The organism is Streptomyces sp. NPDC002057, from assembly GCF_040296665.1.
In the GTDB taxonomy this organism is placed as follows: domain Bacteria; phylum Actinomycetota; class Actinomycetes; order Streptomycetales; family Streptomycetaceae; genus Streptomyces.
Genome location: NZ_JBEOXR010000079.1, coordinates 1 through 14,315, shown reverse-complemented (window position 1 = coordinate 14,315; position 14,315 = coordinate 1). Strand labels below are relative to the sequence as shown.

Here is a 14,315-nt window from a genome sequence, read left to right as displayed (position 1 = left end):
CGACCGCGTGATCCCGGCGTCCGTGTGATCCCCCGGCGTCCGTGTGATCCCGGGGCTTCGAACGGGCATACTCCCCGCGACCCCGCGCGCGGCACGACCGCGCCCGCGCCCGGCAGGGAGGAGCGCCCGGCCATGGCCGACAGCACCCCGGACGGCGTGGAGCGCCGGCTGCCCACCGACGAGGCCCGCGAGCTGCTCGCCCTGACGCGCGACATCGCCCGGCGGGAGATCGCCCCGCGCGCCGCCGAGGAGGAGGACGCCGGACACTTCCCCCGCGAACTGTTCACCCTGCTCTCCCGCTCCGGGCTGCTCGGGCTGGCCTACGACCCCGCGTACGGCGGGGGAGGTCAGCCGTACGAGGTCTACCTCCAGGTCCTGGAGGAACTCGCCGCGGCCCGGCTCACCGTGGGGCTCGGGGTCAGCGTCCACACCCTCTCCTGTCACGCGCTCGCCCGCTTCGGCACCGACGAGCAGCGCGCCGCCCACCTGCCCGCGATGCTGGGCGGCGGTCTCCTCGGCGCGTACTGCCTCTCCGAGCCCTCCGCCGGATCGGACGCGGCGGCGCTGCGCACCCGGGCCGTCCGGGAGGACCCGGAGGGCGACTGGGTGATCGACGGAACCAAGGCGTGGATCACCCACGGCGGGATCGCGGACTTCTGCACGGTGATGGCCCGTACCGGCGACGAGGGCGCCCGGGGCATCACCGCCTTCCTGGTGCCGGGGGACGCGCCGGGGCTGAGCGCGGCCCCTCCCGAGCGGAAGATGGGCATGAAGGGCTCGCCCACCGCCCAGCTCCACTTCGACGGGGTGCGGGTCCCGGACGGGCGGCGCCTCGGTGCGCGGGGGCAGGGCTTCGCGATCGCGCTCGACGCCCTGGACTCGGGGCGGCTCGGCATCGCCGCCTGCGCGGTGGGGCTCGGCCAGGCGGCCCTGGACGTGGCCGTCGGGTACGCCAGGGAGCGCCGGCAGTTCGGCCGGCCGATCGCCGACTTCCAGGGGCTCCGCTTCCTCCTCGCCGACATGGCGACCCGGGTCGAGGCGGGCCGGGCGCTGTACCTGGAGGCGGCGCGGCTCAGGGACGAGGGGCGGCCCTTCGGCCGGTGCGCGGCGATGGCCAAGCTCTTCTGCACGGACGCGGCCATGCGGGTGACGACGGACGCGGTGCAGGTGCTCGGCGGGTACGGCTACACGGCGGACTTCCCCGTGGAGCGGTATCTGCGCGAGGCGAAGATGCTGCAGATCGTCGAGGGGACCAATCAGATCCAGCGGGTGGTCATCGCCCGTCACCTGGTCGGACCAGAGTCCCGCTGACGCGTACGGTGCGGTCCGCCCAGACGGGACCGGCGGCCAGGCGGGCCCACTCCTGGTCGCGGTGGCCCGGCAGGGCGCGGCCCTGGCTCGCCCAGAGGGAGAGCACGGCCTTGTAGATGGGCGGGTCGGACGGGATGGTGGTCGGGGTGACCGCCTGCGCCGGTACGGGCACGGGGACGGGTACCGGCGCGGGCGCGGAGACGGTCGACGGGGTGTTCGGGGAGGTCGGCGCGGACACGGGCGCAAACGCGGACAGGGACGTCGGCGCGGACACGGGTGCGGGCGCGGACAGGGATGCCACGGTGGGCGTCGGCGCCGGGCGCCGAACCGATTCTTCAAGGCGCGGCTCGGCCTGCCGGTGCCGACCGATACCGCTGGGCGTGGTGTACAGCGTGGTCATGCCCGGACCAACGCGCTCCGGCGGCCGGGGTCACCGCCGAGCGGATTCGTGCGGCAGTTCGTCCGGTACCCGGTGCACGGCTCTGGCCCCCCGGAGCGGACCTGACGTACCGTCAGGTCTCCTCGCGGAAGCGCTCGCCGACCAGGAGGTCAGCCATGTCCGGGCACCGGAACGTCGACGACCGGCCCGTCGCGCTCGACGAATACCCCGTGCACCAGGCCCCGCTCTCGATGAAGCACCACATCAGCGGAGACCGGAACGCCTACGACCGGTGCATCTTCCACGTCTTCGACCACACCGGCCGCGCCCTGCTCATCGCCGGCCTCGGCGTCTACCCCAACGCGGGGGTCGTCGACGCCTACGCCACCCTCCGGATCGGCGACCGGCTGCACGCCGTCCGGGCCTCCGACGCCCTCGGCGACGACCGGACGAACCTCTCCGTCGGCCCGTTCACCATCACCGTCGACGAGCCCCTCAAACGCCTCTCCCTGCACTGCGCGGCCGACCCCGACGACCCCGGAGGACTCTCGTACGACATCGGCTGGACCGGCGACTTCCCGGCCGTCTGGGAGCCCCACCACACCCAGCGCCACGGCGGCCGCCTCACCCTCGAGGGCCGCCGCTTCGTCCAGGCCGGACACTGCGCGGGCACCATCAGGGCCGGCGGCGAGGAGTTCACGGTCACGCCGGGGGAGTGGACCGGCACCCGCGACCGCAGCTGGGGAGTCCGCCCGATCCCCGGCGAGGAGCCCGGCCGCGCCGCCGAGTTCCGTCCGGAGGGCTTCCACTGGCTCTGGATACCCATGCGCTTCGAGGACCGGTTCCTCATGGTCGTCGCGCAGGAGGACGCCGACGGCTACCGCACCCTCAACGAGGCCCTGCTCGTGCGCGACGGCCACCGTGACACCCAACTCGGCTGGCCCCGCACCGAGATCACGTACCGCACGGGCACCCGCCACCCCGAACGGGCCACCGTCCACCTGACCGACCCGACCGGGAAGCCCCTGGAGATCGGCGTCGAGATCCTCGCCTCCTCCCCGCTCGCGGTCGGCGCCGGCTACCCGCCCGCCACCGACTGGCAGCACGGCACCTGGCAGGGCCGCGGCTGGACGGACCGACGGGTGTACGACCTCTCCGACCCCGCCGCCCACCCCATGGCCGCCTACGGCGTCACCGACCACGCCGCCCGCTTCACCCTCGACGGCCACACCGGCTACGGCATCTTCGAGCACGGCTCCTTCGGCCGCCACGACCCCAGCGGCTTCACGGACCACACGTCGACGGCCCCCTGACGAGGCCGCAGGCCACGCCGCAGCGGTCCGACGGCCGCGCACCCCCACCCCCGCCCGCCACGCGTCGGCGGCCCGGCCGATCCCCGCGGCGACCCGCCGCGCGCACGTCGAAGACTCCCGTCGCTCCCCGTCAACGGCCCTCCGAGGAGGCCCCCTTGGCCACCGCGCCCCGTCCCCGCACCTCCACCCGCGACCCCGAGGAGCTCGGGCGCCGGCTCACCGCCTGGCTGGACCGGCACCTGCCCGGGGCCCGCGTCTCCGGTCTCGCCGTGCCCGGCTCCAACGGCATGTCCAGCGAGACGCTGCTCTTCGACCTCGACCACCCCGACGCGCCGGTGCGCGGCTGCGCGCTGCGGCTGGCCGCCGACCCCGCCGCGTACACCGTCTTCCCCGTCTACGACATGGCCCGCCAGCACCGGGTCATGCGCCTGGTCGGCGAGCACACCGACGTCCCCGTACCGCGCGTGCTCTGGCTGGAGGAGGACCCGGAACCGCTCGGCGCGCCCTTCTTCGTGATGGCCCGGGCCGAGGGCCGCGTGCCGCCGGACGTCATGCCCTACACGTACGAGGGGAACTGGCTGCACTCCGCCACCGACGCCGAACGCGCCCTGCTCGAAGCCGAATCCGTCGCCGTGCTCGCCCGGCTGCACGACCAGTTCCCGGCGAAGGAGGCCGAGTTCCTGCTGCCGGACGGCGCCGGAACCCCGCTGCGCCGTCACGTCGACGCGCAGCGCGCGTACTACGCCTGGGTGGTGGACGGACTCGCCCCCTCACCGCTCATCGAATCGGCCTTCGACTGGCTGGAGTCGCACTGGCCGGCCGACGAGGGCCCGGCCGTCCTCGGCTGGGGCGACGCGCGCATCGGGAACATCGTCTACGACGGATTCACCCCCGCCGCCGTCCTCGACTGGGAGATGGCGGCCTGCGTCCCGCGCGAGGTCGACCTCGGCTGGACGGTCTACCTCCACCGCTTCTTCCAGGACCTGACCGTCGGCTTCGGCCAGCCGGGGCTCCCCGGCCTCCTGCGGCGCGAGGCCGTCGAGCGGCGCTACGCGGAGCTGACCGGACACACCCCGCGCGCCATGGAGTTCCACACCCTCTACGCGGCGCTGCGGCACGCGATCGTCATGCTCAGGATCGCGTACCGCCAGGCCCACTTCGGCGAGGTCGAGGTGCCCGGCGACCCGGACTCCCTCATCCTGCACCACGCCACGCTCGCGGCGATGGTGCGGGGAAGCTACTGGTAGGGCGGAGGCCTCAGGCCGCGCGCCGCATCTGCGGCACCCTGATCGGGCGCGAGCCCGGACCGCCGACGTGCGAGAAGGGCTGCGTGCGCCAGTCGAGACCCTGGGGGAGCGTCAGGAGCAGGGCGGTGTCCTGCTCCTGGACCTCCATGGTGTCGTCGGCCGGACGCGCCGAGGTCGCCGCCAGGCCCGTACCCGGGCAGACCGTCAGGACGAAGGGGTTCCACGGCGTGGGGCACAGCGCGTGCTCCGGCAGCGCGTCCTCGTCCGCGAGCAGCGCGATGGGCTGCACGCACTCCGGGCAGACGACCCGGAACATCTCAAAGGTGTCGTACGCGTCGAGTTCGTCGGACGTCTCGACCGAATCAACAGGCTCCTGCATGGAGAATCTCCCCCTCGGGTGGGTCGGCCGGATCTGTGCGGCCTCGACCACAGCAAGCACTTCCCATACGGCCGTCCGCATAATCGTGTGGCAGTACCCGAAGCCCGGACACAAACCTGTGGTGTTCGTCACATGCCCGCCGCAGGTGCCCCGCGATGCCCCATACCGCCCGATAGCGGCCGACCCCGGCGCTGCCCGCCCCGCCCGGGAGCAATAGGGTCACCGCATGGAGGAGCTGGATCGTCAGATTGTCGAGTTGCTCGTCAAGGACGGACGCATGAGCTACACCGACCTGGGCAAGGCCACCGGCCTGTCCACGTCGGCGGTGCATCAGCGCGTCCGCCGTCTGGAGCAGCGCGGAGTCATCCGCGGCTATGCCGCCGTCGTCGACCCGGAGGCCGTCGGCCTGCCGCTGACCGCCTTCATCTCGGTCAAACCCTTCGACCCCAGCGCCCCCGACGACACCCCCGACCGGCTCTCCGACATCCCGGAGATCGAGGCCTGCCACAGCGTCGCCGGTGAGGAGAACTACATCCTCAAGGTCCGCGTCGCCACCCCCCTGGAGCTGGAGCACCTGCTCAGCCGCATCCGCTCCCAGGCCGGTGTCTCCAGCCGCACCACGGTCGTCCTCTCCACCCCGTACGAGGCCAGGCCGCCGCGCATCTGACGCGGCCGGCCGCCCGGCCGGGTCCGCCGAGGGGGACCTGCCGGACAAACCGGGTCCGGTCAGGTCCTAGCCTGGTCGCATGAGTGAGTCCATGCCTGCCGCGCCTGCCGCCGAACACCGCACCGTGCTGCTGCGCGGTGGAGAAGTCCACAGCCCCGCCGACCCCTTCGCCACCGCCATGGTCGTGGAGCGCGGGCACGTCGCCTGGGTGGGCTCGGAGGGCGCGGCCGACGCCTTCGCCACCGGCGTGGACGAGGTGGTCGACCTGGAGGGCGCGCTCGTCACGCCGGCGTTCGTCGACGCGCATGTGCACACCACCGCCACCGGGTTCGCCCTCACCGGTCTCGACCTCTCCTCCGCCGCCTCGCTCGCCGAGGCGGCGGAGCTGATCCGCGCCCACGCCGCCGCCCGTCCCGAGGACCGCATCCTCATCGGTCACGGCTGGGACGCGGCCCGCTGGCCCGAGCGCCGCCCGCTCACCCGCGCCGAACTCGACGGGCTGACCGGCGGCCGCCCGCTCTACCTCACCCGGATCGACGTCCACTCGGCCGTGGTCACCACCGCCCTCCTCGACCTCGTCCCGGGCGTGCGCGACCTGGACGGCTTCCACGACGGACAGCGGCCGCTCACCGGCGACGCCCACCACGCCGTGCGCGCCGCCGCCTTCGGCGCCGTCTCGGCGCGCCAGCGGGCCGATGCGCAGCGCGCCGCCCGGAGCCACGCCGCCTCCCTCGGCATCGGCACCCTGCACGAGTGCGGCGGCCCGCAGATCTCCTCCGAGGGGGACTTCACCGGCCTCCTGGACCTGGCCCGCGACGAGGCGGGCCCCCGCGTCGTCGGCTACTGGGCCGACCTCGACGTCGAGCGGGCCCGCGCGCTCGGCGCGCTCGGTGCGGCCGGAGACCTGTTCGCCGACGGCTCCCTCGGCTCCCACACGGCCTGCCTCCACGAGCCCTACGCCGACCACGCCGACGCCGCCCACACCGGGGCGGCGCACCTGGACGCGACGACCGTCGCCCTCCATGTCGTGGCCTGCACCGAGGCGGGCCTCCAGGCCGGCTTCCACGCCATCGGCGACGCCGCCGTGACCGCGGTCGTCGAGGGCGTCCGGGTCGCGGCCGAGAAGCTCGGCCTGGGCCGGATCAGGGCCGCCCGGCACCGAGTCGAGCACGTCGAGATGCTCACCCCCGAGACGATCGCCGCCTTCGCCGAGCTGGGCCTCACCGCCTCGGTGCAGCCCGCCTTCGACGCGTTCTGGGGCGGCGACGAGGGCATGTACGCCGACCGTCTCGGCGTCGAGCGGGCCCGCACCCTCAACCCGTACGCGGCGCTGCTGCGCGCCGGTGTGCCGCTGGCCTTCGGTTCCGACAGCCCGGTCACCCCGCTCGACCCCTGGGGGACCGTCCGGGCCGCCGCCTTCCACCGCACCCCCGAGCACCGGATCTCCGCCCGGGCCGCCTTCACCGCCCACACCCGGGGCGGCTGGCGGGCCGTGGGCCGGGACGACGCCGGGACGCTCGTCCCCGGCGCGCCCGCCGACTACGCGGTCTGGCGCACCGAGGAACTCGTCGTCCAGGCGCCCGACGACCGGGTGGCCCGCTGGTCCACCGACCCGCGCTCCGGTACGCCCGGTCTGCCCGATCTGTCCCCCGGTGCCGATCTGCCCGTCTGTCTGCGGACGGTCGTGCACGGACAGACGGTGTTCGTACGGCCGAACGAGTGATGTAGGGATATGTACCCCGGGGGCACGCCTTACGTACGCTTGTCCCCGACCTGCGGATCTTCCCCTCCGGCCTGGGCTTTCGGTAAGTCTTCGCAGGTCAAGCGGGTGTTGACAGCCAACCGCCAGGGGCGGGTAGGTTCTCCGCGTCCACCACAGGACGTCCGACCGGACCGCATCCCCACGCAATGCGCCGAACGCCGCCCGCGCCTCGGTCGCGCGGGAAGGTTTCTCCGGCGGAAGGTGCGACCCGGGTGGGGCCCGGACGTTCAGTAGACAACGGCTCTCGGTCGACCCGCAGCCAGCGGATCCCAGGTCGGACCGAAGGACGACGGGCCCCGCACCGCACCCCACCCACGCCGCCCTCGCCGGGAGACCCGCAGGTCACCGGTGCCGCGCCCCCACCGGAGTCCCGGGCCACCCGTGCCGCGCCCCCGCCGGAGCCGCCGGTGACCCGTTCCCGGGAGGCGCACGTCACTCCTCCCGTCGACCCGCCGCGCCGGAACACTCCGGGGACCTCGCTATGGTGGGGGCCTGCGTTTGTATCCGAAGGGGCAGTAGTGAACGACGGTGGCCAGAGGCGTTACGGCCCGCTCGGCAAGGCCTTGGTGATCATTCCGACCTACAACGAGGCGGAGAACATCAAGCCGATCGTCGCGCGGGTGCGGGAAGCCGTACCCGAGGCGCACATTCTCGTCGCCGACGACAACAGCCCTGACGGCACGGGCAAGTTCGCGGACGAGATCGCGTCCGACGACGACCATGTGCACGTCCTGCACCGCAAGGGCAAGGAGGGGCTCGGCGCCGCCTACCTCGCCGGCTTCCGGTGGGGCATCGAGCACGGTTACGGGGTCCTCGTCGAGATGGACGCCGACGGCTCCCACCAGCCCGAGGAACTCCCGCGCCTGCTCACCGCCCTCAAGGGGGCGGACCTGGTCCTCGGCTCGCGCTGGGTGCCGGGCGGCCGCATCGTGAACTGGCCCAAGTCCCGCGAGTTCATCTCCCGGGGCGGCAGCCTCTACTCCCGCGTGATGCTCGACGTACCGATCCGTGACGTCACCGGCGGCTACCGGGCCTTCCGCAAGGAGACCCTGGAGGGCCTGGGCCTGGAGGACGTGGCCTCCGCGGGCTACTGCTTCCAGGTCGACCTGGCCCGCCGCGCGGTCGCCGCCGGCTTCAACGTCGTCGAGGTCCCGATCACCTTCGTGGAGCGCGAGATCGGCGACTCGAAGATGAGCCGCAACATCGTCGTCGAGGCGCTCTGGCGGGTCACCGGCTGGGGTGTGTCGGCGCGTGCGGAGAAGGTCGGCAAGCTGCTCGGCCGCAAGCCCTCCTGATCCGTTTCCCCCCGTGGACGCCCGCCCGGCGTCCTGACATCTCCTTTACGACGTTCCGATGGGGCTCCAGGCACACTGGGGCCATGACGACCGGCGCAACGCCTCCCCTCGCCCCCAAGCGCTCACGCGCGCGTACGTTCCTTCCGCTCGGCGTCGCCGCCTGGCTGGTCCTGGAGATCTGGCTGCTCATCACGGTGGCGGACGTGGCGGGCGGCCTGACCGTGTTCGCCCTGCTCGTCGGCGGCGCCGTGCTCGGCGCCGTCGTCGTCAAGCGGGCGGGCCGCCGTGCCTTCCGCAACCTCAGCTCGACCTTCCAGCAGGCACAGGCCGCGGCGCAGGCGGGCACGGTGCCCTCGGCGCCCGACCGGACCGGCTCGGAGGACCGCAACGGCTTCCTGATGCTCGGCGGTCTGCTCCTGATGATCCCGGGCCTGCTCTCGGACGTCTTCGGCCTGCTCCTGCTGATCCCCCCGGTCCGCTCCCTCCTCGGGCGGTACGCGGACCGGGCCGCCGAGCGCCGGATGGCCGCCGCGCCTCCCGGCAGCCTCCAGGACGCCTTCCAGCAGGCCCGTATGCACCGCCCTGACGGCAAGGTCGTACAGGGCGAGGTCATCCGCGAGGACGCCGCTCACGACCCGCGCCGGGCCGAGGGCCCCCGCCCGCCCCTGACGCCCTGATCGCTTCGTCCGTGCCCCGTCCCCGAAGACCTCGGGGGCGGGGCACGGGCGTTCCCTGGCCCGGGAACGCCCGTGCCGGCCGGAGGTCCCGAGCCGGCCCACGGCCGCGCCCCGGGCAAGGAGAACGCCGCGGGGCCCGGTACACAGTTCGTGTACCGGGCCCCGCGGCGTTGTTCGTCCGGTGGGTCCGCTAGGCGGACTTGCGGCTGTCGCGCGGATGCACGGCGATGTTCATGGCGCCGGAACGCAGGACGGCCAGCCTTTCGGCGAGGACCTCCTCCAGTTCCTCGCGGGTGCGTCGCTCCATGAGCATGTCCCAGTGCGTACGCGCAGGCTTGCCCTTCTTCTCCTCAGGTCCGTCCCCGTCCACCAGGAGTGCCTGGATTCCGCAGACCTTGCACTCCCACTCCGGCGGAATTTCCGCTTCCACCGAGAAGGGCATCTCAAAACGATGGCCCTTCTCGCATGCGTACTCCACGGCCTGGCGCGGGGCCAGATCGATGCCGCGGTCGGTCTCGTAGCTCGTCACCACGAGGCGCGTGCCGCGAAGAGCTCGCTCACTCATGAATCGTGCCTCCCGGGCTTGTCGCCCACAGGACAGGTGTCGCTGTCGTCGTTATCCGGTCAACGTCCGGTCGGCGGTAAAGATTCCCGTGCCGGGTCATGCGTCGCCCGTCGTGCCGCCCCTTGTTGTACCCACCAGTGCCCGTTTTGTCACATCTGACGGCAGATGTGACCCAGTGTTTTCACACAAGCAGCACGCAGTAACGGTCCGCCTGGCAGGCCAAACGCGTACACTACCGCCCTTTCACTGCCACGTCTAAATTCGGTCCGGTATCGGGTTCCCCGCGGCCTCCACCGCACGCCGCACGGGGACCCGGGCGAGCAGGGCGAAGCCGACCACGAAGAAGATCACCAGGGAGATGATGGCATCCCGGTAGCTCCCGGTCAGCTGGTACGCGAGACCGAACACGAGCGGACCGAGCCAACTGAGCCCTCGATCGCTCATCTCGTAGGCCGAGAAGTACTCCGCCTCCTTGCCGCGCGGCACCAGGTGGGAGAAGAGCGAGCGGGACAGGGCCTGGCTTCCGCCCAGTACCAGGCCGATCGCGGCCGCCAGGCAGTAGAAGAACACCGGCGCGTCGGCCGGCAGGAAGTACCCCGCCACGAGGATCAGCGTCCAGACCCCGAGCGAGCACAGAATCGTCCGCTTGGCTCCGTACGACCGGGCGAGTCGCCCCATGCCGAGCGCCCCCGCCACCGCGAGCACCTGGACCAGGAGGACCGCGGTGATGAGCGTGGTCTGGTCGAGGCCCAGCTCCTCCGAGCCGTACACGGAGGCCTGCGAGATCACCGTCTGCACGCCGTCGTTGTAGACCAGGTAGGCGAGGAGGAAGGAGAGCGTCAGCGGGTGCCGCCGCATGTCCTTGAGGGTCTCCCGCAGTTGCCGCCAGCCGCTGCCGACCGCGCCGCCCGCCCCGTCCCGGACCGCCGGGCCGATCCGCCGGTCCCGCAGCCGCCGCAGCGGGATGAGCGTGAAGGCGCCCCACCACACACCGGCCGAGGCCAGGCAGATCCGGACCGCCTCGCCCTCCGTGAGGCCGAAGGAGTCGTGGCCCGAGTAGAGGACCAGGTTCAGGACGAGCACCAGCGCGCCGGACGTGTAGCCGAAGGCCCAGCCGCGCGAGGAGACCGCGTCCCGTTCGTCGGGCTCCGCGATCTGCGGCAGATAGGCGTTGTAGAGCACCATCGAGACCGAGAGCGAGGCGTTGGCCACGATCAGCAGGAACGTGCCGAGCAGATAGCGGTCGCCCGCCAGGAAGAACATGCCGGCCGTCGCGGTCGACCCCAGGTAGGCCGCCGCGGCGAGCAGGGGCTTCTTGCGGCCCGTACGGTCCGCGACCGCGCCGGCCAGCGGCATCACCAGGATCGCGACCACGAGCGAGGCGGACACCGCGTACGCGAAGAGCGAGCCGGCCCGCACGGGTATGCCGAGCGGGTGCACGAAGCCCTCGGCGTCGGCCGCCGCCCGGGCCACCGAGGTCAGGTACGGCCCGAGGAAGACGGTGATCACGCTCGTCGAGTACACCGAGCACGCGAAGTCGTAGAAGTACCAGCCCCGCTGCTCCCGCCGCCGTTCGGCGGGATCGGTGGCGTACTCCTCCGGTTCGGTGGTGTCAGCGGTCAAGGCCGCGCCCCCTCGTTCGTCCCCGTGACCGCTCCCGGTGATCCGGGCCCGGTGTCCCCGGGACGCGCGCTCAGACCCACTCGCCCCGCTCGGTCAGCACCGAGCGCAGCGTCTCCAGTTGATCGGTCATGATGCCATCGACCCCGAGGTCGAGGAGAGCGTTCATCCGGTCCGGATCGTTCACGGTCCACACGTGGACCTGGAGCCCGCGGGCATGCGCCTCGCGGACGAAGCGGCGGTCCACCACCGGGATCCCGGCCTGCCGCTCGGGCACCTGCGCGGCCACCGCACCGGCCCGCAGCGCCGCCGGGATGCCGAACGAGCGCAGCCGCAGCCCGATCACCCCGCGCACCCCGTACGAGGTGGCGAGCTGGGGGCCGGCCAGGCGCTGCGCCCGCGCCACCCGGGCCTCGTCGAAGGAGCCCACGCAGACCCGGTCCCAGGCGTCGGCCTCGCCGATCACCTTCAGCAGCGGCAGCAGGGCCGACTCGGCCTTGAGGTCCACGTTCCAGCGGGCCCCGGGGAACTCGTCCAGGAGGTCGGCGAAGAGCGGCAGCGGCTCCTTGCCCGCCACCCGGGCCTCGCGGACCGCGTCCCATCGCAGGTCGCGGATCCGGCCCGAGGCGTCGGTGACCCGGTCGAGGGTCGCGTCGTGGAAGGCGACGAGCACCCCGTCCGCCGTGGTGTGCACATCGGTCTCGAAGTAGCGGTAGCCCGCCGCGGTGGCCCGGCGGAAGGCGGCCGCGGTGTTCTCCAGGCCGTTCGCCGTGCCGCCGCGATGGGCGAACGGGAGGGGCGAGGGATGGTCGAGATAGGGGTGGGGTACGCGAGTCACCGCCGCAGTATGGCCTGTTCCGGTGTCCGCGGGGAGACCGCGGTGCTGACGGGGGCCGGCTCGGGAACGGCGAACCGGCGCAGGAAGAACTGGGCGAGCGGTCCGATCGCCAGCGCGTACAGGACCGTGCCGATGCCGACCGAGCCGCCGAGCAGGAAGCCGGTGGCGACGACGGCCACCTCGATCGCCGTCCGCACCAGCCGGATCGACCGGCCGGTGAGCCGGTGCAGACCGGTCATCAGGCCGTCGCGCGGGCCGGGGCCGAAGCGCGCCGCGATGTACAGGCCGGTCGCCACCCCGTTCAGGACGATGCCGGCCGCGAGCAGCGGGATCCGCCCCGCCAGCCCGTGCACCTCCGGCACGAGCGCCAGGGTGCCGTCCATGGCGATCCCGATCGCGAACACGTTGGAGACCGTGCCGAGCCCGGGCCGCTGCCGGATCGGGATCCACAGCAGCAGCACCACGGCCCCGACGATGATCGACACCACGCCGATGGTCAGCCCCGACTTCTCGGCCAGGCCCTGGTGGAGGACGCCCCAGGGCTCCAGGCCGAGGCCGCTGCGCACGAGCAGTGCCGAGCTGACCCCGTACAGCGTCAGCCCCACGTAGAGCTGGACGAGCCGACGGGTGAGGTGCCGGCCGTGGAGGCCGGAGGCGATGGACAAGGGACTTCCCCCCAGGGTGGTGGTAGTGGACTGGCTCATGACACTCTGTGGCGGGGGAACGGGTGCCAACCATGGCCAATTCGGGGAAGGTGGACTGATTTCGATGGCCCAGTGGACTTCGGCGGTAGGACCGGCTCAGCTCGCGCGACAGCTCCAGGCGCAGCAGCCGCGGCCCGCCGGACCCGGCGCCCGCAAGCCGCCCGCCTACCGCGCCCTGGCCGACGGCATCCGTCTGCTCGTTCTCGAGGGCCGCGTCCCGGTCGCCGCCCGGCTGCCCGCCGAGCGGGAACTCGCCCTCGCCCTCACCGTCAGCCGTACGACGGTGGCCGCGGCGTACGAGGCGCTCCGCGCCGAGGGCTTCCTGGAGTCGCGGCGGGGCGCCGGCAGCTGGACCGCCGTCCCGGCCGGCAACCCGCTGCCCGCGCGCGGCCTCGAACCGCTGCCCCCCGAGTCCCTCGGCTCGATGATCGACCTCGGCTGCGCGGCGCTCCCCGCCCCCGAGCCCTGGCTCACCCGGGGCGTCCAGGGCGCCCTGGAGGAGCTGCCCCCCTACGCCCACACGCACGGGGACTACCCGGCGGGACTGCCCACGCTGCGGCAGATGCTCGCCGACCGCTACACCGCGCGCGGCATCCCCACCATGCCCGAGCAGATCATGGTCACGACCGGCGCCATGGGGGCCATCGACGCCATCTGTCACCTCTTCGCGGGACGCGGCGAACGCATCGCCGTCGAATCCCCGTCGTACGCCAACATCCTCCAGCTCATGCGGGAGGCCGGCGCCCGGCTCGTGCCCGTCGCCATGTCCGAGGGGCTCGGGAGCTGGGACCTGGGCCGCTGGCGCCAGGTGCTCCGCGACGCGGCGCCCCGCCTCGCGTACGTGGTGGCCGACTTCCACAACCCGACCGGCGCGCTGGCCGACGAGGACCAGCGGCGACAGCTCGTGGACGCGGCCCGCTCGGCCGGCACGGTCCTCGTCGTCGACGAGACCATGGCCGAGCTGCACCTGGACGACGACCTGGAGATGCCCCGGCCGGTCTGCGCCTTCGACCCTGCGGGCTCCACCGTCCTCACCGTCGGCTCGGCGAGCAAGGCCTTCTGGGCGGGCATGCGCATCGGCTGGGTCCGGGCGGCCCCTGATGTCATCCGCTCCCTGGTCGCCGCGCGCGCGTACGCCGACCTCGGCACCCCCGTCCTGGAACAGCTCGGTGTGAACTGGCTCATGCGGACGGGCGGCTGGGAGGAGGCCGTGACCCTCCGCCGCGACCAGGCCCGGGAGAACCGGGACGCGCTCGTCACCGCGGTCCGCAGGGAACTGCCGGAGTGGGAGTTCTCGGTGCCGCGCGGTGGCCTCACCCTGTGGGTGCGCACCGGTGGCCTCTCCGGCTCCCGGCTGGCCGAGGTGGGCGAGCGGGTCGGCGTCCGCGTCCCCTCCGGCCCCCGGTTCGGCGTCGACGGGGCCTTCGAGGGCTTCGTCCGGCTGCCCTTCACGGTCGGCGGAGCCGTCGCCGACGAGGCCGCGGCCCGGCTGGCCGCGGCGGCCCGGCTCGTCGAGTCGGGCGCGGGCGGGGGCGCCGAACCGCCGCGGTCGTTCGTG

General features: G+C 73.3%; 14 protein-coding genes. 8 read left to right on the top strand and 6 right to left on the bottom strand.

Features of this window, described 5'->3' with window-relative positions:
- Window positions 1-132 precede the first annotated feature (132 nt).
- Window positions 133-1,311 carry an acyl-CoA dehydrogenase family protein gene (locus tag ABT129_RS35755; RefSeq protein WP_351910034.1) on the top strand — a complete coding sequence of 393 codons (1,179 nt, stop codon included), beginning with the start codon at window positions 133-135 and terminating at the stop codon, window positions 1,309-1,311.
- Here ABT129_RS35755 and ABT129_RS35750 read toward each other — a convergent pair.
- Window positions 1,274-1,549 (bottom strand): hypothetical protein, encoded by a 276-nt coding sequence (locus ABT129_RS35750; RefSeq protein WP_351910032.1) that lies wholly within the window; start codon window positions 1,547-1,549, stop codon window positions 1,274-1,276. The genes ABT129_RS35755 and ABT129_RS35750 overlap by 38 nt on opposite strands.
- Before the next feature lie 317 nt (window positions 1,550-1,866).
- Here ABT129_RS35750 and ABT129_RS35745 point away from each other — a divergent pair, with 317 nt between their 5' ends.
- Entirely contained in the window at window positions 1,867-3,003 is a 1,137-nt protein-coding gene (locus ABT129_RS35745) for an Rv3169 family protein (RefSeq protein WP_351910031.1), read from the top strand.
- Window positions 3,004-3,158: 155 nt separating this feature from the next.
- Window positions 3,159-4,250 carry a phosphotransferase family protein gene (locus tag ABT129_RS35740; protein ID WP_351910029.1) on the top strand — a complete coding sequence of 364 codons (1,092 nt, stop codon included), beginning with the start codon at window positions 3,159-3,161 and terminating at the stop codon, window positions 4,248-4,250.
- 10 nt (window positions 4,251-4,260) lie between these two features.
- Here the strand turns inward: ABT129_RS35740 and ABT129_RS35735 are convergent, their stop codons facing one another.
- Window positions 4,261-4,629 (bottom strand): hypothetical protein, encoded by a 369-nt coding sequence (locus tag ABT129_RS35735; RefSeq protein ID WP_351910027.1) that lies wholly within the window; start codon window positions 4,627-4,629, stop codon window positions 4,261-4,263.
- A 226-nt stretch (window positions 4,630-4,855) separates the two neighbouring features.
- On the opposite strand from ABT129_RS35735, the gene ABT129_RS35730 reads away from it, so the two are divergent.
- From ABT129_RS35730 to fxsA, 4 genes are all read left to right on the top strand, one after another.
- Window positions 4,856-5,296, top strand: coding sequence for an Lrp/AsnC family transcriptional regulator (locus ABT129_RS35730; RefSeq protein WP_351910025.1), 441 nt, complete (start codon window positions 4,856-4,858; stop codon window positions 5,294-5,296).
- Between the two features lie 79 nt (window positions 5,297-5,375).
- Complete coding sequence (locus ABT129_RS35725; RefSeq protein WP_351910023.1) at window positions 5,376-7,019, top strand: amidohydrolase; 1,644 nt, start codon at window positions 5,376-5,378, stop codon at window positions 7,017-7,019.
- 557 nt (window positions 7,020-7,576) lie between these two features.
- Window positions 7,577-8,353 carry a polyprenol monophosphomannose synthase gene (locus ABT129_RS35720; RefSeq protein WP_351910021.1) on the top strand — a complete coding sequence of 259 codons (777 nt, stop codon included), beginning with the start codon at window positions 7,577-7,579 and terminating at the stop codon, window positions 8,351-8,353.
- Window positions 8,354-8,436: 83 nt separating this feature from the next.
- Window positions 8,437-9,030, top strand: a complete 594-nt coding sequence (fxsA, locus tag ABT129_RS35715) for an FxsA family membrane protein (protein ID WP_351910019.1) — start codon at window positions 8,437-8,439, stop codon at window positions 9,028-9,030.
- Between the two features lie 190 nt (window positions 9,031-9,220).
- On the opposite strand, the gene ABT129_RS35710 is transcribed toward fxsA, so the two are convergent.
- The 4 genes from ABT129_RS35710 to yczE form a co-directional block, all read right to left on the bottom strand.
- On the bottom strand, window positions 9,221-9,595 hold the full coding sequence (locus tag ABT129_RS35710; protein WP_015032218.1) for an RNA polymerase-binding protein RbpA: 375 nt from the start codon (window positions 9,593-9,595) through the stop codon (window positions 9,221-9,223).
- Between the two features lie 255 nt (window positions 9,596-9,850).
- Window positions 9,851-11,218, bottom strand: coding sequence for an MFS transporter (locus ABT129_RS35705; RefSeq protein ID WP_351910017.1), 1,368 nt, complete (start codon window positions 11,216-11,218; stop codon window positions 9,851-9,853).
- A gap of 70 nt (window positions 11,219-11,288) precedes the next feature.
- Window positions 11,289-12,053 carry a glycerophosphodiester phosphodiesterase family protein gene (locus tag ABT129_RS35700; RefSeq protein WP_351910015.1) on the bottom strand — a complete coding sequence of 255 codons (765 nt, stop codon included), beginning with the start codon at window positions 12,051-12,053 and terminating at the stop codon, window positions 11,289-11,291.
- A complete protein-coding gene (yczE, locus tag ABT129_RS35695) occupies window positions 12,050-12,718 on the bottom strand; it encodes a membrane protein YczE (RefSeq protein WP_502982016.1) in 669 nt (222 codons plus the stop codon). Before yczE ends, ABT129_RS35700 begins: the two co-directional genes overlap by 4 nt.
- 103 nt (window positions 12,719-12,821) lie before the next feature.
- Here yczE and yczR point away from each other — a divergent pair.
- A partial coding sequence (yczR, locus tag ABT129_RS35690; protein WP_351910011.1) for a MocR-like transcription factor YczR occupies window positions 12,822-14,315 on the top strand: 1,494 nt, incomplete at its 3' end.

What these genes read in the sequence shown, in the direction of transcription:
- ABT129_RS35755 (WP_351910034.1), top strand. Translation starts at nt 133, where the DNA reads ATGGCCGACAGCACCCCGGACGGCGTGGAGCGCCGGCTGCCCACCGAC.
- ABT129_RS35745 (WP_351910031.1), top strand. Translation starts at nt 1,867, where the DNA reads ATGTCCGGGCACCGGAACGTCGACGACCGGCCCGTCGCGCTCGACGAA.
- ABT129_RS35735 (WP_351910027.1), bottom strand. Translation starts at nt 4,629, where the DNA reads ATGCAGGAGCCTGTTGATTCGGTCGAGACGTCCGACGAACTCGACGCG.
- ABT129_RS35730 (WP_351910025.1), top strand. Translation starts at nt 4,856, where the DNA reads ATGGAGGAGCTGGATCGTCAGATTGTCGAGTTGCTCGTCAAGGACGGA.
- ABT129_RS35725 (WP_351910023.1), top strand. Translation starts at nt 5,376, where the DNA reads ATGAGTGAGTCCATGCCTGCCGCGCCTGCCGCCGAACACCGCACCGTG.
- fxsA (WP_351910019.1), top strand. Translation starts at nt 8,437, where the DNA reads ATGACGACCGGCGCAACGCCTCCCCTCGCCCCCAAGCGCTCACGCGCG.
- ABT129_RS35710 (WP_015032218.1), bottom strand. Translation starts at nt 9,595, where the DNA reads ATGAGTGAGCGAGCTCTTCGCGGCACGCGCCTCGTGGTGACGAGCTAC.